General features: G+C 51.2%; 17 protein-coding genes, 1 pseudogene and 3 CRISPR repeat arrays. Of the genes and pseudogenes, 8 read left to right on the forward strand and 10 right to left on the reverse strand.

Annotated features, from left to right (window positions below):
- Positions 1–119 precede the first annotated feature (119 nt).
- On the forward strand, positions 120–1,388 hold the full coding sequence (locus tag ACOZ4I_RS20310; protein WP_424005607.1) for a PD-(D/E)XK nuclease family protein: 1,269 nt from the start codon (positions 120–122) through the stop codon (positions 1,386–1,388).
- Positions 1,389–1,419: 31 nt separating this feature from the next.
- On the opposite strand, the gene ACOZ4I_RS20315 is transcribed toward ACOZ4I_RS20310, so the two are convergent.
- From ACOZ4I_RS20315 to ACOZ4I_RS20325, 3 genes are all read right to left on the reverse strand, one after another.
- Entirely contained in the window at positions 1,420–1,959 is a 540-nt protein-coding gene (locus ACOZ4I_RS20315; RefSeq protein ID WP_424005608.1) for a hypothetical protein, read from the reverse strand.
- A 790-nt stretch (positions 1,960–2,749) separates the two neighbouring features.
- Positions 2,750–3,403 (reverse strand): metallophosphoesterase family protein, encoded by a 654-nt coding sequence (locus ACOZ4I_RS20320; protein WP_424005610.1) that lies wholly within the window; start codon positions 3,401–3,403, stop codon positions 2,750–2,752.
- A 195-nt stretch (positions 3,404–3,598) separates the two neighbouring features.
- Entirely contained in the window at positions 3,599–4,810 is a 1,212-nt protein-coding gene (locus ACOZ4I_RS20325) for a hypothetical protein (protein ID WP_424005612.1), read from the reverse strand.
- Positions 4,811–5,201: 391 nt separating this feature from the next.
- Here ACOZ4I_RS20325 and ACOZ4I_RS20330 point away from each other — a divergent pair, with 391 nt between their 5' ends.
- Together ACOZ4I_RS20330 and ACOZ4I_RS20335 are read left to right on the forward strand one after the other, a co-directional pair.
- A complete protein-coding gene (locus tag ACOZ4I_RS20330) occupies positions 5,202–5,393 on the forward strand; it encodes a hypothetical protein (protein WP_424005614.1) in 192 nt (63 codons plus the stop codon).
- A gap of 93 nt (positions 5,394–5,486) precedes the next feature.
- Positions 5,487–6,308, forward strand: coding sequence for an HNH endonuclease (locus ACOZ4I_RS20335; protein WP_424005615.1), 822 nt, complete (start codon positions 5,487–5,489; stop codon positions 6,306–6,308).
- A gap of 558 nt (positions 6,309–6,866) precedes the next feature.
- Here ACOZ4I_RS20335 and ACOZ4I_RS20340 read toward each other — a convergent pair.
- The gene (locus ACOZ4I_RS20340; protein WP_424005617.1) at positions 6,867–7,286 is read right to left on the reverse strand and encodes a hypothetical protein; all 420 of its coding nucleotides are present in this window, start codon (positions 7,284–7,286) and stop codon (positions 6,867–6,869) included.
- Between the two features lie 235 nt (positions 7,287–7,521).
- Positions 7,522–7,946: a CRISPR direct-repeat array (repeat unit 30 nt; unit sequence GCTTCAACCGCCCAAGGGTCCGTCTGAAAC).
- A gap of 117 nt (positions 7,947–8,063) precedes the next feature.
- Positions 8,064–8,296, reverse strand: a pseudogene (locus ACOZ4I_RS20345) (hypothetical protein).
- 174 nt (positions 8,297–8,470) lie between these two features.
- Here ACOZ4I_RS20345 and ACOZ4I_RS20350 point away from each other — a divergent pair.
- Positions 8,471–9,205 carry a class I SAM-dependent methyltransferase gene (locus ACOZ4I_RS20350; RefSeq protein ID WP_424005619.1) on the forward strand — a complete coding sequence of 245 codons (735 nt, stop codon included), beginning with the start codon at positions 8,471–8,473 and terminating at the stop codon, positions 9,203–9,205.
- Positions 9,205–9,990, forward strand: a complete 786-nt coding sequence (locus tag ACOZ4I_RS20355) for a hypothetical protein (RefSeq protein WP_424005620.1) — start codon at positions 9,205–9,207, stop codon at positions 9,988–9,990. Before ACOZ4I_RS20350 ends, ACOZ4I_RS20355 begins: the two co-directional genes overlap by 1 nt.
- A 22-nt stretch (positions 9,991–10,012) precedes the next feature.
- On the opposite strand, the gene ACOZ4I_RS20360 is transcribed toward ACOZ4I_RS20355, so the two are convergent.
- A complete protein-coding gene (locus ACOZ4I_RS20360) occupies positions 10,013–10,597 on the reverse strand; it encodes a 5' nucleotidase, NT5C type (RefSeq protein WP_424005622.1) in 585 nt (194 codons plus the stop codon).
- A gap of 674 nt (positions 10,598–11,271) precedes the next feature.
- Entirely contained in the window at positions 11,272–13,188 is a 1,917-nt protein-coding gene (locus ACOZ4I_RS20365) for a pentapeptide repeat-containing protein (protein ID WP_424005624.1), read from the reverse strand.
- 78 nt (positions 13,189–13,266) lie between these two features.
- Here ACOZ4I_RS20365 and ACOZ4I_RS20370 point away from each other — a divergent pair, with 78 nt between their 5' ends.
- Both ACOZ4I_RS20370 and ACOZ4I_RS20375 read left to right on the forward strand, forming a co-directional pair.
- A complete protein-coding gene (locus tag ACOZ4I_RS20370; RefSeq protein ID WP_424005626.1) occupies positions 13,267–13,470 on the forward strand; it encodes a cold shock domain-containing protein in 204 nt (67 codons plus the stop codon).
- Between the two features lie 285 nt (positions 13,471–13,755).
- Positions 13,756–15,552, forward strand: a complete 1,797-nt coding sequence (locus ACOZ4I_RS20375; RefSeq protein ID WP_424005627.1) for a GmrSD restriction endonuclease domain-containing protein — start codon at positions 13,756–13,758, stop codon at positions 15,550–15,552.
- 50 nt (positions 15,553–15,602) lie between these two features.
- Positions 15,603–16,359: direct repeats of the CRISPR family, unit length 30 nt; unit sequence GCTTCAACCGCCCGAGGGTCCGTCTGAAAC.
- Between the two features lie 218 nt (positions 16,360–16,577).
- Here ACOZ4I_RS20375 and ACOZ4I_RS20380 read toward each other — a convergent pair.
- From ACOZ4I_RS20380 to ACOZ4I_RS20390, 3 genes are all read right to left on the reverse strand, one after another.
- Positions 16,578–16,874 (reverse strand): type II toxin-antitoxin system RelE family toxin, encoded by a 297-nt coding sequence (locus ACOZ4I_RS20380; protein WP_424005629.1) that lies wholly within the window; start codon positions 16,872–16,874, stop codon positions 16,578–16,580.
- The gene (locus ACOZ4I_RS20385; protein ID WP_424005631.1) at positions 16,864–17,061 is read right to left on the reverse strand and encodes a hypothetical protein; all 198 of its coding nucleotides are present in this window, start codon (positions 17,059–17,061) and stop codon (positions 16,864–16,866) included. Before ACOZ4I_RS20385 ends, ACOZ4I_RS20380 begins: the two co-directional genes overlap by 11 nt.
- A 158-nt stretch (positions 17,062–17,219) precedes the next feature.
- Positions 17,220–17,511: a CRISPR direct-repeat array (repeat unit 30 nt).
- 115 nt (positions 17,512–17,626) lie between these two features.
- A complete protein-coding gene (locus ACOZ4I_RS20390; protein ID WP_424005788.1) occupies positions 17,627–17,878 on the reverse strand; it encodes a hypothetical protein in 252 nt (83 codons plus the stop codon).
- Between the two features lie 430 nt (positions 17,879–18,308).
- Between ACOZ4I_RS20390 and ACOZ4I_RS20395 the strand changes: the two genes are divergently transcribed.
- Positions 18,309–19,916 carry a hypothetical protein gene (locus ACOZ4I_RS20395; RefSeq protein WP_424005633.1) on the forward strand — a complete coding sequence of 536 codons (1,608 nt, stop codon included), beginning with the start codon at positions 18,309–18,311 and terminating at the stop codon, positions 19,914–19,916.
- The last annotated feature ends 81 nt before the right edge of the window (positions 19,917–19,997 follow it).

Raw genomic sequence — 19,997 nt, forward strand, 5'->3', positions numbered from 1 at the left:
TGATTGCCTCATGAAGTCGAAGTGAGAAACGGCGAAACAGGGAACTCCCTAACTGGGATGACAAGTATACTATACATTCATACAGAACATTTATTTATTATTTAAATTCACACTATAATGTGAGCTCAGATAGGCTTAAAGATAAAATTGAATCTCACTCGAATGAGTATGGTAGTATATGTGAGAAGGACAATCCGAAGAGGATACTTGAAATTCTCGACATTCAGCATAAAGAAAAATCCTGGCATCGCCTGTTAGAATACTATATTACACCCACAGAACAGCATGGCTTTGGGCCAGATATTCTTGAGGCTGTTCTAGAAACCATTTCGAGCGAACATCCAAGCTTTGGCATCCAAAATCAGCGGAGAGAATTAACTGATGTTATCGTGGAGTCTGAGGTTTCTATTGAAAGTGGACAGCCCGACCTGATAATTTATCTTCCTAATGAGTGGCTCATGTGTATCGAGATCAAATTAGATGCTGGCGAAGGGCACGACCAGACAAAACGCTATGTAGAACAAAGCTGGATTTCTGCGCGATTTGAACCTGGGCTTGAAGAGAAGTACATATACTTGGCACCAAAAGGGAAGTCTTCCGACCATGATTCCTTCTCTGATGTTCCGTGGGAATCTGTGATCCGGATGATTCAACAAACCGTTGGTCAGCAACTCGGACAATATCCACTGACCAGTGCGACACAGCTAACAGAATTCCTAGAAACTGCCGAGACGAAATTAAATATGAAAGATACTCACACAGACTCGGACACAATCGAGAAGGCACGCCTGCGGTTGAAACATGCCGATGCAATCAACGAGACGCATCAGGCATTCACATCACTCCAGGAAGAAATGATAAATGACTGGCCAAATCGATTATTACAACAGTACCAACCCTCAGAGTGGTCTGAAAAGTGGAACTGTGGTCGCGGCAAGGATTCGAAGCACGGTCAAATATACCGCACTGAATGGCGTCGTGGTGAAGAAATGGAGACTACTGCAAATACTAGCGAAGCCGCAGTAAAGCTCCAGTTCGTCCACAAAATCAAAAATGCTAAAGATCTCTTGAATGGAGATCTAATATTCAAAATAAAATGGCCCAGGAATAAACCGACTGATACCGACTTACAGAGGGCGTTCCGCGATCAGCTAATGGACGAAAAGGACGACGAATTAGCTCAGTGGATTAACGAACACGGAATTAAAATTGTGAATAGTGGAGGAGTTATAACTAAAAGCACATATGATTTCAACCAAGATAAATTCCCAACGAGTTATTATGAAACGCTATCAGAAGCGTTCGATGAACACGCAGAGATCGCTGATCTTCTCACTAGAACACTTAACTGCACAATCCGAAAACACGCAAATAGCACGGATCAATAGCTTAGGCAATTTAAATAGCTGTTTACTGAACTTAATCTCGTTCCTGCCATCGAAGATTGTTTGATATTTCGACATAATGGCTTCCTTCACGGTAATTTGCATGATTGATCTCGGCCTTTGCGCGTGCCGTCAGAGAACCGATAGTGATTATTAACCACTCTGTGCCAGCAGGGAGGTCATACAGGCGGTCGTGTATTGCTGACCAAGTCACTGTCCTCGAATCCTCGCAATGGAATTGTACCCGGAGGTCCTTGTGTTCAAACCGTAGTTCAACTTGACCGCCATCAAAGACAACTGTAGCTGCTTCCAGGGGCGGCGAAAATGCGTTACAGTCGCGCACCAACGCTAAGAGGATCCCCGCAACTTCAGGCTCTGAGAGGCAAGTAGGCTTGTTATTTACCAAAACAATACCAGGCTTCTCAGGAAGTATAACATTTTCAACAGTGAAGTCTCTCTTGGAGTGGGAATCATCGGAGAACACGCACCCCTCAAACTGAAGAAGATATTTACCACTTTGGGTTTTAGCAACTGAATAGTTAGATGCACTGCAGTATGGCGAATTTTCGTCCATACATCAGATATGATGAAGGAATATCTGAAGAATATACCGGCCAATTTCCGTACCCGTAGCTGTGTCGTTGTTAGTTTTCAGAGGATGTAAATCCAGCGTTTATTGAAGATGTATTAAATTCTGTACTATTTTGGGCAGTGCAGTTTTCAGTTTGTCAAACACCGAAAATATCCTACAACACCCAAAGAACTTATATAATAGATCTCCAGAACCGCCAGTGATATATATCATGTTTCGGCCCATTCAAACGAATGTCCTCGCCTGATAAGAGAACCAGTACTTCTGATGGAAGTTCGGAGGAGGCTCTAGTGTGCTGGGAGCTGATGTATGAGCATGGATTTGCTTCAGCACCCGCCGATTCTGAGAGCGCACTCGGGATGGTACTCCTGATGTTATTAGACAAAAACCGCACAGATGAGTGGGATGACCGCCAGAAGTGCGCTGCGATTGCACGAGATTACTCTGATCTTCATGCTCCGGAAATTGCCGGCCTGCTTGGGATGACAACTATGGAAGTCCACCAAGCAGCAGACGTTACCGGTCCGCCCTGGACATTGAGCCACCCTGACGGGAGTCGTCAAGTGCGATTGTGTCGGAGGATAGAAGATAACTGATCGATGAGGAACTCCCATTGGATGAAGACCAGCTGCTACCTTGAAACGATGATGTTCGTTCAATAGTGGGGCCAGCTAATCGAATTACCCTTGATTCACGGGCTACTGTTGAGAGACATTAAATGAATACAGACCACGTATTGAGAAGGGAGACAACCGAATTACTTAGCAGGTCGCTATTCGCGTGCCAGTCGGTCTCCGTTCCGGTCAGATATGCTGGTCTCTTTGATACGCTGCTGGACGCTCTCGATGTCGTATGGAACTCGGCAGAGATCAACAGTCAGATCGGCTAAATCGACGATGGCATATGCAGCATCTGGGTCGCCATCGCGAGGCTGGCCGACACTGCCGGGATTGACGACGAGCCCCTCGTCGAACGCCTCAGCGTGTTGGATATGCGTGTGTCCAAGGACGAGGATGTCTTCATCATCGAGGAGTGTCGGTGCGAAATCGGCTGGTTCCGTGTAGCGGTCCCGCTCGTCAGGATGGTCGTGGACGACTTTGAGGCGCTCGTCGAACAGCCGCAGCTCTCGGGGTAGTTCCGCCAGCCACTCCAGGTCTTCTGATGACAGAACTCGACGGGCGTATTCGTCCCCGGATTCCCATGTCATCCCCCTGACGACCTCGCGATCATGATTTCCCATGACCGTTGGGATCTCTCGATCCCGGACCACATCCAGACACGCCTCAGGTGACGGGCCGTAGCCGACGATGTCACCGGCACAGACGAGTGCATCAACAGGCTCCATATCATCGAGGACCGCGTTCAATGCGACAGCGTTGCCATGAATGTCGGAAAGCAACCCGATTCGAGTCGCCTCGGCTGTCATCGTAACTCAATTTTGGCGTGGTAGACTTGAGTAACCCACGGGCTAGCTGACGGTGGAGACGCCCCTTCAATGGAGAAGGAGTAACTGGGCTCATCGGTGTCTTGATAGGCAGTGTGCAAACTGAGCGAGCCTCATCAACGGCTGCTCTCTGGGGTAGCCACGGTGAAAGCAGATTCTATTACCCCGGTTGATGACTCACTCAGTTGTCTGTATCTCTGTCCGGATGTCCGCAAGCTCCGACTTCACCTCTCCCTCGATCTCCTCTAATTCTTCGTCGATCTGGTTCGCCGTCTTCCTGATTGAAGTCGTCTTCTTCCGAATCGTACTGAATCGGTCAATTGAATCGCTCACCTCACTCACGGCGTTCTGGATAGCTTCTGGATCGAAAGCAGTACCCGAATCAACGTACCCCTGCACTGCTCGCGTCCGAGCCCAGTTGTACGCGATTCGGAGGAATCCCGGTTCAATGTCGTCTTCCTCAGTTTCTTTGAGTGTTACGGAAAGCCGCTCAGAATCAAATTCGTGGAAATACCCGACCTTGCTCGGAATGTAGGACTCACACTCGAAGACGATAATCCCGTAATCCGCATCACGATTTTCGACGGCATCAGCAAGTTCTTCCTTGATGGCCCGCTGGGAATACCCGCTATCGCTTTTTGCTTCAACAACAATCCGTTGGCCGGTATCGTTGAGGGTGATAACGAAGTCGCCGACTTTTCGGCCACTGATCTCACCAATCGTATCGCCAGTGTACTCAACCTCATTGCTCGTGTTGTACACGAGATTTGAGAGCATTTCCTCAACCGTGTCTTCGAAGTCATCGCCTTTCAGCGTGGTTCGCTGCCGAATCTCTTCCTCAGTCTGCTCAGCAGTTGCTTGTTCCTCAATCTTATCACGGAGGTCCTGAATCTGATCCTGGAGCGTCCGCTTGAGCCGGTACGTCGGCGTTCCTTCCGTATCTGGATCCAGCGCCTGCTGAATGCGTTCACCGTCTTCACCGAGCTCTTCATCAAGCCGCTCGGTAAACGGGCCGTCTTCGCTGAATGCCTCCTCGATGTGTTGCTTGAGATTCCCGTTCTGTCCGAGGTGCTTCTCGAAAATCTGCGGGACGTGACCATCATCACCAAACTTGTCCTCAACCTCATCCTCGACCCGGGTGATCTCTTCCTGAAGATCTCGCTGCATCTCGGCGAATTTCCGCTCGACAAATTCTTCCTGTTGAGAGGTTTCCGCAAGTTCCATCGTCGTAACCCCGATACGGAGCGCTCGGAGAAGGGCATCCTCTCGATTCTCCCCGTTATCAAACTGCTTGAGATACTTGACGACCGTTGAATCCGTAATATCGAATTCTGTGATATGAGCGCGGTCGTCATCGACTGTTATCTGAGGAACTTCGTCGGTGGCCATGTATTCTCCGGGAAATCTCTCCCCAAATACATAAAGAGACACTCTCGATGCTAGCGATAGCTCGAGCATTGGTCGCCCAATATGCACATTCACATACCCCAACAGAGATTTGCCGGCGATTATATCAAGTACTTTTTAGAAAGGGACTCAACGCGACTTTTTGTCTTCCGGATATTGAATCAGCAATGATTCGTGACCCTGACGAGATCAAATCAGAACTTGGGGATAGAACTAACTGAAGTCCCACTGAAAAAGGGACAACTGTGTCAATGGTGAGTCTCTGATGCGGTCGACTGAATGCTCATTCTGTGGTGAGCAGATCGAAGCACGAAGATGGAGTGAGTCAGATACCATGTTTGACTGGCGGTGTCCAGAGTGCGGTGAGCCAGTAATGATCGACGGGAACGCAAAGGAACGGCAGCAACAAATGCAGGCTAGAGAAGAGATAGCAGACCAAATTCAGGATTTTGCCGACGAGCTTGATACCCCTGGATATCAGCCAACACCATATTCGGTCGAAAGGATCCGTGATCGATTGGAGTCGATACTAAATACAGCTGATGAAGAACTGGAGAGGCGGTAAGTTCGGTAACGATCGCCATCACTACCCTCAAATGTAGTTGGAATTACACATCAGGTCCAAAGCACTAACTGAACACCATCAGTTAGCAGTGCCATGGGAGCCCAATTTCCGTACAATATCGGTGATGTGATTCGACGTGGAACCCTTCATGAGAAGTTCGGTGGGGGAGAACGTGGAGGGATTTCCTCCCCAGCAGATCATCCATTTGTGTTCATTTTCACAGGTGACGAAGGCGAAAAGTATGGATATAAAGATGAATTCAAACCGGATGGCAAATTCGTCTACACCGGGGCGGGCCAGGAAGATAATATGACTTTTGACCGATCTACGAATACTGGTCGGTGGAATTCTGATATCCGTGATCACAAAAAGAACAATGAGGAAATCCATCTGTTCGAAAAATCGCTTATTGACGACACTCACGTTGTCTACCTTGGCCAATACTCTTGCATCGACTGGCATACAGAGATCCTTCCAGACAAAAACCGTGATGATCGCTCAGCCATTCGGTTCCGTCTGGAGAGAGTCGTTGATACGTCCTCTGGTGAGAACCCAGCCGACATCACAAAAGAAGATCTGTGGGACCAGGCTAAAGCTAGTGCATCAGAGAAGCCAAATCGTCGGACAGCCACGTCGACCGAATACGAAACCTCTGAATCAGTGAGAAGATACGCCCTCAGTTGGGCTGATGGGGTCTGCCAAGGCTGTGGCGAAGAAGCACCTTTCCTCAATCAAAACGGCGAACCCTATCTTGAGATCCATCACGTCAACCGACTAAGTGATGGTGGACCAGATCATCCAGACTTTGTTATCGCGATCTGTCCCAACTGCCACCGCAAGGTGCACCACGGTCGCCGAGGAAAGCAGTTCAACCGGGAGCTAAAAGAGAAGCTTGAAGATCGACGAGACGGCTGATATTCGAGTTGTCACCACCTCCGTGTCCCAAAGAAACGCTCAAAAAAGCCTTAACCAACAGTTCGATTTGACGCTATTCTATGTTGGTTAGCTAGCGTGGACATCAACTTTCATTCGACAGTTTGAGATCTGAAACTACCATCTCGACAACAGTCTCCGTGAAGTATACTTCACCCACTGATGGGTTCGTCTGAAACTCTTTCTCCTCCCTCCTCGGTTGGGGAGTACACGGCTTCAACCGTCCAAGGGTCCGCCTGTAACGCGTACTCGGCCTCCCTGGTCGCTCGCTCGACGGGCTTCAACCGTCCAAGGGTCCGCCTGTAACTGTCCGTGCGGTCATCGGGATGTCGACCGGGCGGTTGCTTCAACCGTCCAAGGGTCCGCCTGTAACCATCCCCATGCCGGGATTCAACTCATCTTTAGCGTGATTTCACTTCATTATTTTCGACGTTCGCCAATACTCCCGAAACACCTGGGAATCAACGAAAGGGGGACACGATAGCCGTATCCCGCCGTGGTCATATACCGATACTCGATTCGAATCAGTGTTGCTGTAACTCAGCAATCAGTCGTCTTGGGTTCAATGACGGCGGCTTTCACCGCTTCCACAGCTTCCTCCATAGATTCATAGACTTCATCTACGTGTCCTCGAAGAAAAAGCGGGAGCTCTGTTTCTGCATCGTTCCAGACGATCACCGGGATCCCCTTGGTGTACGCTTCTCTTGCCTCTATTGAGGCCCCACTGAGATTGTATTCGTCGATCCGGCGGAGAAGAACAGCATCCGCGTTCCCGACCTCCTCTAAATCCTGCTCAATGATCTCGTCAATATGGTCCCAGACCTCGTCTTCATTGTAGGTATGTAGTTCAAAGGGGTTGATCCAGTCTATCTCCGGCGAATGATCCTGGATCGCGTTGTGCCAGGCATATGGATCGGCGTCATCCTGTTGGATCGGACCAGCGAGATAGATCGTTGCCATTTCTCTGTATCCTATTCCAGTGTTTGGCCCTATTAGTAGTCCGGCTTTGCGTCAGATGCCTGGCGTGCGCGCTTTAGAATTGTTCTTTCACAAACCCGGGAGCTGTGAGTCCCCCCTCAAAATGCGGACTCCTTGGTTCAGAGTTGCAACTGACGACAGAATTATACATCTTTTCGTCACAGAAGGTTCCATCTGGAACCGATGCACGGGAGCGTCGCGTGGTACACCCAGTTCTGCTTCAACCGCCCAAGGGTCCGTCTGAAACGGTCTTCTCAATGACCTCTTCGGAGCCTTCAGAGAAGCTTCAACCGCCCAAGGGTCCGCCTGAAACATCACAGGGCGGTCTACCGACTCGATGCTTCTTGCAGCTTCAACCGCCCAAGGGTCCGTCTGAAACGCCAGGTCGAACGGTAGCTCTTCGTTGATTCGGTGGCTTCAACCGCCCAAGGGTCCGTCTGAAACCTGAGCAACCGCCGGCAGGTCCACCGCCTGCAGCGCGCTTCAACCGCCCAAGGGTCCGTCTGAAACGGGACGATGTCCTCTTTGAACTTCCTCTCGCCGAATGCTTCAACCGCCCAAGGGTCCGTCTGAAACGCCCCGTGACGCAATTCACCATCCGAGGCTCATCTGGCTTCAACCGCCCAAGGGTCCGTCTGAAACCATGCCCGATTTCCGGGACACAGCCGATCTCTAGCCTGGTTTCACTTCACTATTTTCGTCGACCGACAATAACCCCTCAACCCCCCGGGGGTCGACGGAAAATGAGACAGTATTGTCCTACACCGTCGCCACGACATACTGATACGCTGCCTGCAACGGCGTCGGCTGCAACATCAACCCGACAAGCGCCAGTTCCCGCAACACCTCCGGTGGAATCCCGAAGTACGGCATCGAGCGTCCAGGCATCGCACTGACTAGCGTTTGGAGCGAGCATATCGACGGATTCGGTCGTCACATATCGCTCCCGCGGCACATCGAACACCCCGCCGTTCTTCGACGGTACAACTCATGTCTCAACACCTCGCACAAGATCACCGACCAGCGAGCCGCCGACCTTTAGTCCACCTCATTCGCTAATAGATCCAATTCCGATGGAATAGTGTCATTATTAAATCCCACAGGGACTTTTCCTACATTTTTGACCCACACTATCAAATAATCGGGAGGCGAAAAGAACCTAAACAATGACTGAAGGGAATAAAGCGACTGTTAGACAAGCCAATGATTCACTGAGCTTCCCAAAGTCGGCCAGTCGTAAATACTGGGATAAAGAATATGCTCGACACACTGCTATCCCTAGTAGCAACCGAGACGATCCCTCAAAAGCACTCATTGCTGCAGAAGGACAGTTAGATTACAAATCGGTTGATGTCGCGGTAGATGTTGGGTGTGGGAACGGTCGAAATGCTGTCTACCTAGCGGATCAAGGTATCGATGTGATTGCAATTGACTTTTCAACTGAAGCAATCGAACGGACAAGAGAACGGATCGGTCGGTCTTCAGTTAGTGGTTCGGTTGAAGTTCTAGTAGCAGATCTTACAGAAGGGTTCCCGATTACTGAGGATTCAATTGACCTGGTTATAGATTCATATTTTTCCTGTCACCTAATAGAAGAAAGTGTCTTGCAAAACTATTTTGATGAGGTTCGTCGAGTACTGTCATCTAATGGGCAGTTATATTGGTCTGGATTGGGAGTGGAGGATGAATATTACCAGAGCATCTCCAATTCTCACCCAGCTGAAAACGTGATTGTCGATCCTCTAAACGATATTCCTAAGAAACTCTATGATTCGAGGAATTTGGAGGTACAGTTACCGGTCGCCAAAGTCCCCACATTAACCATGGAACTGCTATTCGAAGACGATGTCGCCGGTGAAACATACAAGCGCTCAATCATCTCAGCGGTATTTGATAATTAATGCGTCCTGGTACTAAAACTGGCAGTAGCGATAGTAGAGAAGGATACAAAGATCAGGTAAAGCCAGATCTGCTGGATTTCTTGTTTACTCTTTCGTTGACTATTGGCATCGCTCCAGAGCTCGTTGGACAGAAAGGATTACTCTCGGAAAACTGGTCACTTGCCATTCCAGATTTAGCTTTCCTAACTAACTTTGGAACGTTTATGCTTGGGGTAAGCACGCTTTTGTTTAGCTGGTATGGATTTAACGCTTCAATAAGCAACAATCCCGTATTGTATGGGTCTGTCGCCGGAATGCTTCGATTCTTCCTGGATGCATTTCTCGTCGTGATTTATGGATTTATGTTAATCGTGTATGAACAACTCGAGATTGTGGCTGCACTACTTGCGCTGATTTTCTTCTTATACACTGTTTGGGACGGTTTGAAGCTCGCTGAATATCGAAAAGAACCCTTCGACAGACTTGAGGATCAAGGGCAAGATGAAAATCCTACCCAGAACTTCATTTATTCTCTTGTTGTCAAGTTGTGCGAGCGGCGGTCCCTCATCTATTTTGTCTTGCTTCTTCTCGTATCGATCTTTGAGTTTGCAAATATACTCGAATTCGTTGGCCTGTGGAAAGATTCCGCCGTTCTCCTTGTATTGTTCGGTATTACAATTGTGTATCGTATCGATAAGGTAGATTGGACCTATCTTGGAGACAAAGAAAAAATTGTCCAAGTAGAAGAGACGGATTCAACGGCACAGCAAAGACAGGCCAATCTATCGGATTGGGAGGAAGATTGAGTTCAAAAGTAATACTGGAGGTTTATAATTCGAATTTTTCAGAGAGCGATTGTACAACATCTACAACTTCCTCCCAGTCTTCAGCAGCGAAGATATTAGCCGACTCAATCAAGTCATCCACCTCCGATCTGTTCCATGGTTGAACAAATAGAATAGCGTATCTTCCGGCATTAGCGAAGTCGTTCACATGCCCAGGATAGTCATCAATCAACACTGTTGTATCTGCGACTGTCTTCATTTGACCATCCGTAGATAGAATTTCCTCATAGTTGTGCGGAATGCTGTTAGCTTCTAACCACTCATGGGTGTCTGGAAGAATCGCTCTCGGGCGAGCGGTCACAATAATCAACTCATGGCCTTGATCCACTAGTTCAGTGGTTCCCTGAACTGCTCCCTTCACGGGCGGTATGTTACGAACGAATTCCGGGTCTGACTCAGCAGCTTCAATCGCTGGCTTGAGGCTCGTTCCTAACTCTGGAAGTGGTTCGTCCCAATGGGTCATGCTCATATTCGTCCTACTGAACCCATCGTTTTCTGCCCGAAGTCTAGAAAGTACTGCCGAGACATGATCTGCCAAGACTCCATCAACATCAACTGCAATTCTCATGGTCAAACAAACCCCTGAACCCTTTGAATCGCTCAGAGCCACAATATTATGAGTCAAAGTATAAGTCGATTCTGATCGATATTTACTCGGTCACAAATGCCTTGCAAGACTTGGAGAACGAATTTTCAGACCGAAGAGAGCCAGTGTATTCGGATCTGATCTATCTTTGATCGACCGTCCGAGGATTCTCTGTAACTGATCCCTGAATCAAATGATTCGAAATTGCAGCCCTTGCTACAACCGCCCAAGGGTCCGCCTGAAACTCGACTGTCGAGCAGAACCTGGACCGGCAGTTGAAGCTTCAACCGCCCAAGGGTCCGTCTGTAACCATGTCCGATTTCCGGGACACAGCCTATCTCGAGCCTGGTTTCACTTCACTATGTTCCTCCACCGCCAATAACCCTTCAACCCCCCGAGGGTCGACGGAACATGAGGCAGTATGGTCCTCCACCGTCGCCACGACCTGCTGATACGCTGCTTACGATGGGGTCGGTTGGAGCGTCATCCCGGCCAACACGAATTTCAGAAATACCTCTGGCAGAATGGCTCTGTAGACCAGATTATCGAATGTAGGTCAATTACGAGACGAGATAGATCACGGGCAAGACCAAGCGGCCCACAACCCAACTGGTACATTTGCCAGGGCATCATTTTCCAGTATTCTTCGCGTCAATCTATCTATGGATTGACCGTGTAAGCGCGAACACGAAGAGAGCAATCAGGAAAGCCCCGATGAACGCCTCAATCGAGGCCAACAGCCGTACGTACACTGGTTCGACAGCAGGAGTCTCGCCAAAAATAAGAGTCACGAGGGTCTGGAAACTGAAGGTGAGATAGGCCATCAGCCCTGCATTTTCAAGTTGTAATGGTGACGCCCAGTAGATAAGAGTAAACCCCACAACGATTACCAACGAAGCGAGTCCAGTCCGCAGTGGTCGCTCACCGTAGCCACACGAGACGTTGTAGAACCAACTCACCACCCACCAAGTCCCACTTCGGAGTCGATCGAGTAGACCGTCTCCAGTCCACAAGAGATTCCAGTTGTTCTTGCGGCGATACTTCATCTCCCGCAGGAAGAATTCGGAGGCCGCTTTGCTGTCGCCGCTGCTCGTAGCACCGTTTTTCGCTCGAAGATAGGTCATTTCCAATTCGTTGTTAGAGGGATTGCGGTTAGTCCCGCCATAGCGGTCAATCCGCCAGTTGCCCCGCAGTTCGTCACGGTGGCGTGAGAACTCGAACCCATCAAAGTCAGTCTCGACGAACCGGAACCGGTCTAGGTCAGCGGTTGAGCCGTCCGGTTTTAGGAGACGAACGTCACCGAGCACCGCGTCAGTGAGGTCGTAATATGTTACGCCCCTTGACGGTTGGATGATCCGACCTTTGGGGAGCATAGCTTCGGTGAGTTGGATGGTGTTGGCGGCAGTAATCCGGTCAAAAATCACTTTTCGATGAAACTGAGCACCGGTAAAATTACAACTCTCGTCAAAGTGGGCCTCCTTGATGCTGGCATGACCCTGGAAGTCGGCGTACCTGAAGTCTACGGAAGCCTGAAACGTCGTTCCCCAGAAGTCAACCATGCCCTCAAAGGTGGAGTTCCAGAAGTCGGCTTCGCCTTCGAAAGTTGTGTAATTGAACATCGCGTTGCCCGTGTATGTAGCGTTCATCACCGCATAGCCGCTGACGGTGGCCTTACTGAAGTCTGCCTTCCGGTCAAAAACCGCGTGCATTAGGTCCAACCCGCCCTCGTAACGGGCGAAATTGAACATCGCGATATCGCCAAAAGCGGCACTGTTGAAACTCGTATCACCTCCAAACCGTGCACGCTTGAAATCCGCCTTCCGATCGAAGGTCGTCCGCCGAAAGGAGACGTCGCCCTCAAACTCGGCGAAGTTGTCCGTATGCATGACATCGGCAGTACCCTCTAGACCGGTCGCCTCTTCGCCCCCAGTCCCCAGAACAGCCCCCGAAAAGTCCGTGAGACCGCGGAACGTCGCATTCTCGAAAGATGGGTCTCCAACGACCATACCACTGGCCCGGACGTCCTGAGCGAATTCGGCGCCGACGAGATCCAGGCAGCCGACTTCAGCGTACCGGAGATCCACGGGAAACTCGTTCACCGCCTCAACGGTCGATCGCGAGAGGTCGAGATGATCGGCTGTCAGGCCAACCAGGCAGTTCGCCTGGGGCTTCTCTGAGGCGAGCACGTCCAGAAACGCCATCCTGACCCGATCCCCGTCGACAGTGTTGGGGCCAGCATGAAAGACACACCGCCCCTTCCCCTCGACCTCGTGGGGGCACTCGTCGGGGAGGTCAACATCCTGGACATGTTTCCATTTGTCGACTGCCCTGTCAAGCGTTGCGTCAACAACCTCGCCCCCATCGCGTTCGAGCAACTCACCAAGGTTGTGGTTGTGAAGAGCGCCACGGTCAATTCCCGTCGAGTCGGCCAAGTCTGCCAGGACTTCAGTGACGGGTCGGTCGGTCAATGTAGAGAGCGCCTGTTCGATGTCCCAGGTCCGCCCAACGTGACGTCGCAACCGCTCATCCCACTCGGTCGTAGAGAAAAAATCACAGGCGTCCGTCTCTGTCATATCTCTCAGATTCGGAGCAGACATGCTAACTTTTTCCCACCAGAAAGGCTATACCAATCAGTCAACTAATTCTGAGCCGTGCCTAAGGGTCAGATTCGGTTTTTCCACGAGCGGAAAAGCTTCGGGTTCGTTGACCGTGGTGCGGACCCCGATGTCTTTTTCCACATCTCCGACTACGACGGAGCCTACCCAGAGGAGGGTGAGATCGTTACCTTCGATATCGAATATGGTGGCCGAGGCCCACGCGGGCTGAAGATTACGCCGATCACTGGGAAAGAATGATTGAGAAGGTATATTCGGGCATCTCCCAGGAGAATGCACTTGATTGTGTCTGAGTAAATTGTCTACGGAGATTGTTTTTCGAGACAGTCCGAATTACACCCGGTAAACTCTTCCTGCCGAGTGTTTTCCAAACGCACTCGACAACATCTGAACAAGCGGATCCCGGAAACAATTTGTTTGGTGTACAGGGTTGAGTTAAAAGCGAATTGGATGTATCCACGGTATTGCTGGTGAGCTGGGCCACGCCCGAACGACTAAAGGGAGCCCCCTACAGTAGTACTGTCAATGTATGACCAGCGGGTGACAATTCGGGAAGCGGTGCGGCGAATAGAGAACGGGGATTACCTTCTCCCAGCCATTCAGCGTGAGATTGTCTGGGAGCGTGAGCAGATTACCGATCTTTTTGACTCCGTCCTCCAGGGCTATCCGATTGGGACGTTCCTTTACTGGGATCTCCACGAGGAGAACTGGGACGAGTACACGATGTATGGATTCATCAAAAACTACATCACTTCTACGAAGTGGATCGAGACGGACGCCCAGACACGCAACTCAAAGGCTAAACCAGACGGCGCAGGAGATTTGAAACTCATCCTTGACGGACAGCAGCGGCTCTCTTCGTTCTACATCGGGCTCAAGGGTACCTACACATACAAGGAGCCCTATCAATGGTATCGGAATCGGAGTTCATGGACGAAATCACGCTTGTATCTAAATCTCAGTGCTGACCCGCGAGTGAAGGCCGAGGAGGGTGGCGACCGGAACACGAGGTACCAGTTCGAATTCCTCTCTGCAGAGAAGTACGACCAGGCGCTCGTCCGGCACGAAGATGACTGGTGGTTCCGAGCCGGGGCAATCCTCAACTACTCAGACACCATGGAACTCCGGGACTACATCGACAAGAAGACAGCCGGGCTGGAAATCGAAAATGAGGGAGTGTTTCGCCAGAATCTCTTTGATCTCCAGCAGGCAGTCCACGACCAGAAGTACATCACGTACTTCGAAGAACAGAAACAGGATATCGATCGTGTTCTCGAAATATTCATCAGAACGAATGACGGGGGAACACAGCTCAGCAAGTCCGATCTCCTCCTTTCGATTGCACAGGCCAACTGGAAGGAGTACGATGCCCGTGAAGAACTCACTTCCTTCGTCGATCATCTCAACACCCAGCTCCCGATGACCAACAGTTACGGGAAAGACTTCCTCCTGAAGTCATCGCTTGTTTTGGCTGATTTGCCGGTTCGCTATCGGGTGAGTCAATTCAAGCGCGAGAACGTTGCCAAAATGGAAGCAGAGTGGCCCGAGATTCGTCGGGCCATTGAGGAGGCGGCTACGCTGGTCAACAACTTCGGTATCGGTGGCCAGACGTTGCTGAGTCGAAATGCGGTCATTCCGATTGCGTATTATTTCAAACAGACAGGGTTGACGGCAGAGAAACTACGCCGAGACGAGCGCGAGCGCGTCCAGACGAAGCGTGATATCAAACGCTGGTTGCTCACGTCGCTGCTACACGGGACGTTCTCTGGGAGTGCAGACTCGGTGTTGAACCGGATTCGGGAGGTACTGAATGACGAGCCGGGCGAGACGTTCCCGGTGGCAGCAATAGAGACGGAGATGGCTGATCTTGGGAAGGTGACCGGGTTCAATGAAGAGATGATCGATAACGTTCTAGAGTATACGAAAGGTGGAAACCGAACGTTCCTCACGCTAACGTTGCTTTACGACCAGATCGACTTCGGGAGTATCCAGTACCACCAAGATCACATCTTCCCAAGTGCGCTGTTAACCGAAGACCGACTTCTTGAGTCGGGGTTGGATCGGGATCGGGCCAAGGCGTTCGATGCGCACGCTGATCGCCTTGCCAACCTCCAGTTGCTAACCGGGCGGGAAAACGAGGCAAAGCAGGATACCCCAGTCGAGGAGTGGCTTGCGAGCCGTGACGAGTCGTTCTACGACCGCCACCTTATCCCGACCGATCCTGAAACACATCGGATCGAAAACTTCGATCTCTTTCTTGAACGGCGGTCAGAACTCATTAGGGAAGAACTCCAGTCCGTTCTCGGTCCCATAGAGGAGTGAGGGTCCATCTGTAACACGATGTGCTCGTTTTCTTTGTTGTGATACGTCTCGCTTCAACCGCCCAAGCGTCCATCTGTAACCGCCCGCGACCGTGACACGCGAAACGACGCGTGGTCGCTTCAACCGCCCAAGGGTCCATCTGTAACACAGACATACGAAATCAACGTGAACGACTTCAACGGGCTTCAACCGCCCAAGCGTCCATCTGTAACCCAGTCAACTCCCGCAGCCACGCTTTCAGTTGCGCGCTTCAACCGCCCAAGGGTCCATCTGTAACCCGGTAGCCGACTATCAGCACGACGAACCCGACGGGGCTTCAACCGCCCAAGGGTCCGTCTGAAACGGATGCGTCGGTTTGACGAAGGTATATCACGGAGTGCTTCAACCGCCCGAGGGTCCGTCTGAAACTCGTCGAGTGGGCCGAAGACGTCCAGGCCGCTGACGCGCTTCAACCGCCCGAGGGTCCGTCTGAAACGGTCGGCGACTTCGCCCGCTTCGACGGTCGCATGGTGCTTCAACCGCCCGAGGGTCCGTCTGAAACTGTCATACACGTTTTTGTAGGCGTCCAGCAGATCCGCTTCAACCGCCCGAGGGTCCGTCTGAAACCAATCCCCACGGGAACAGTTCGGGCACGCACAGCGGCTTCAACCGCCCGAGGGTCCGTCTGAAACTGTGGAGCCGAGGTCGGCGACGTCGACGGATTCTGCTGGCTTCAACCGCCCGAGGGTCCGTCTGAAACTATCGCTGATCCCTAAGAAAACGTGGATCTTGGTGGCGCTTCAACCGCCCGAGGGTCCGTCTGAAACCATGCCCGATTCCCGGGACACAGCCTATCTCTCGCCTGGTCTCACTTCACTATTTTCGTCGACCTCCAATAACCCCGCAACCCCCGGGGGGTCGACGGAAAACGAAGCAATACAATCCGATACCCGCCGCCACCGATCCTCGTGTCGCAGCTACACGATTGGTCGTGCTGGGAAAGACTCCGATCCGATTGGGGTCAGCTCCTGCGCTATGTGTCCGAATCAATTGAATCCGTAGCGATTGTGAGCCTCATCAATATCAAGTACTTCGATTATACGGACTTCCTGCTTGTCTTCGAGAATATCATAGAATGAAGTATGCGTTCGTCCGATATGGAGGCGATACAGTTCCTCACCGTCAACGACGAGCTTTTCTTTGTCACCCTGGCCAGAACCAGGACGAGGGTAAGGGTCGTCAGCAAGTTTTCCGAGGTTTTCTTTGACGATCCGGCGGCTCTTGTCGTCAAGCGCACTTATGTACTCACGTGGTTGGTCGGCAAGCAAGACATTATAGCTCATCAAGCGGCGTCAATTCCTCCGAGTCCGCCTCGCGAACCGCTTGTGCTCGCTCGGCAAGTTGATGTCGCTCGTGTTCTTGGATCAGCTTTGCCAGTAAGTCGTCGTACGTTTCGCCAGCTTCCTTGAGTTTGTTCAGATCTCGCCATCGTTCTTCGGTGACTGGGATCCGTTTTGTAGCGTTTGCCATCAAACAACACCGGGCTAAGGCTTAGAGAGCCGTTCTGGAGCGGGTGTGTTTCGTTATGCTCCTGAGACACTATCCTGTCGCCCGTCACTACCAATTCTTACAATCCTTACAGAGAAAAAGCCTTTGGCGATCTTGCCGGCCGGTTAGTGAACTCGGGTGCTTCAACTGCCCAAGGGTCCATCTGTAACTAATTAAGCGTTTTTCACAGGTCTACAGTGAAAGTGCTTCAACCGCCCAAGGGTTCGTCTGTAACCGTGATGGACTACTGCGCGGAGTACCGCGGACTCGTGCTTCAACCGCCCAAGGGTCCGTCTGTAACCCGACGCCGCAAGAGCGTACAGAATCTCGTGCTGGCTTCAACCGCCCAAGGGTCCGTCTGTAACAATGATCGAACTGAGCCCACTCGTCACATGGCCCCTAACTTCAACCGCCCAAGGGTCCGTCTGTAACCATGCCCGATTTCCGGGACATAGCCTATCTCTAACCCGGTTTCACTTCACTATTTTCGTCGACCGTCAATACCCCCGCAACCCCCGGGGTCGACGGAAAGTGAGGCACTATTGTCCTACACTGTCGCCGCCACGTGCTGATACTCAGCTTGCGACGGTGTCGGCTGTAACGTCAACCCAGCTAACGCCAGCTCCCGAAGTACCTCCGGCGGTACACCCTCCGAATCACGCAACACAGCGTCGAGCGTCCATTCGCCGTACTGACTCGCGCTCGGTGCAACTACATCAACGGACTCAGTCGGCACCTCCTCCTGAATCGCCCGCGCGGCTCGACGAACCCGCTTTCGTTCTTCGACAGTACAGCTCATGTCTGGTGAGATCGTGAGAAACAAACGCCGGGCAGCAACCAATCGGTTCTCTGCTAACCAACAGTCGGAGATATTGATCACCTATTGTTGGTTAGCGCTTTTCGCTACACCGTCACTGCAACGTTCTGATACTCCACCTACGACAGCGTCGGCTGCAACCTCATCCCAGGCAACGCGAGTTTCCGTAAAATCGCTGTTGGCACTCCCAGAGTGTCTCAAACACTGCACTCAGTGTTCATTCGCCGTACTAAGTCGCGTTTGGCGCGAGTACAACAACACCGCAGCCACTTCTTTCCGACTTATTCTAGTCGCTTAACGAACAAGTTGCCCTTTCACCTTGGTACGGCCTACGTCAGCACCGTCCAAACCACCAGACCTGACTCGGTAGATTGTCGAAACACCCTTTTGTTTTGATTGTCAGTTACTTACCATGAAAAGACGGGAACTACTCGCTGCGGCATCAATGCCAGTATTAGCTGGGTGTTCGGGAATATTTGCCGACAGTCCGTCGGATGAATATCCCGAAATTACAGCTGCAGATTCGGGCCCTCCGTATTATACGAAGGTCAATCTTTCAGCCCCTGAAACAGTCGAAGCAGGGCAGGAATTCAATCTCACACTCTCCGTTGCAAACACTGGGGGACGAACTGGGAACTTTACATCATCGATGTATGTCGGTGAGAATATCAGCCTGCTCACCGGGACTGCACGCGTTGATACCGTAAAGCCAGGGACGCTGAAATCGGTGAAACTCGGGCCAGAGCAAATCAACCGGTCGGAAGAAATCACGGTAAAAATTCCTGACCACGGAACAACAACGACAGTCGAGATCGTCCCGGCCCGTCCGAACTGGGGAGACTCATACACATTGGATGGGTTCGAAGTACAAGTCACTGATATTTCATTCCAACCCTCATTTACGTATCTCACTGATAACGGAGACAGAGGCTTATTTGCAGCAGAATCAGGTTCAACACTGGTCTTCTGTACGCTCTCAGTGAGGGCAACTGAGCCGACAGACAGCGAATTCCCCAGCGGGAGTGAATTCCATCTCACAGGGGCAACTCACGATAGTGCTCGTCTCAACCAAGCATCTGATTTCCAGAGTGACTACGCACCAGATGACGTGACACTGTATTCAGGTGGGGGCGACGCTGCGCCAGGAGCAAGTCGCACAGGGACACTCATTTTCCAGATGCCGGCCGACATTGAAGAACCCGCAATTGCATGGAATCATTCCATTACAGACCGTCCAGAAGTAGTATGGCAGTTTGACGAAGAGGTGCGCAATCGGGCACAGAACGCACCAGACTTCGAGCTTGTCTCGCTGGACCTTCCTGAGGAGGTTCCAATACTGAGCGACAAGAGCGTGTCCGCGAGGGTCCGGAATACCGGGGCTGAATCGGCTACGTTCCATGGCTTCGTCCAACGACGGAACGCTGGTGACAGTAACTGGAAGCGAGTCGCAGAAATTGAGCAGACAATCGAGGCCAACTCCTCTGCGTCTATCGACTTCACGATCAACGAACCGTATCTTGGTCCGTCGGAGTACAGACTCTTCCCGTTCTCTCAAGCAACCACAGTCGATTTCGGCCCAGCACAACAGGGAATGGGGATACCCTTCACTACGCCATCGGGAGTTGAGTATCGGGTCTCACGGCTGCGGTTTAATCACTATTTCGAGTATGAGGCTGGCTATGACTCGACCGAGCAGGTGATCGCAAAAAGCACGAACACGTTTGCGATTGCGTATGTGAGTGTCGAGAATACAGACAGCGAATCGATCGTTGGTCCCGATGGGTTTTCAGCGATCGTCGATGGTGACGAGTACCCAGCCTACGATCTCGGCTATTCCTCGAGAACGTTGGTAGAGCCTGTAACGGGCAAATCTTACGAGGGTGGCTCGATATTTGGCGATGAATCGACAGCAAGGGGGTGGATTGCCTTCGAAATTCCAGATGATTATGAGTCCGTCTCCATCCAAGCCGATCTGTCTAATCGTGGTGAGATGGTAGTTGAATGGACGGGTGATCAATGACGGCGGCGTAGCATCGATAGTGAGTACTCTAGGTCGAGGGGTCTGTTGAATAGGGTTAGTCGATAGCGTTTCTATTTGGAA

It is taken from the genome of Haloarcula salina, from assembly GCF_049603855.1.
Taxonomy (GTDB): domain Archaea; phylum Halobacteriota; class Halobacteria; order Halobacteriales; family Haloarculaceae; genus Haloarcula; species Haloarcula salina_A.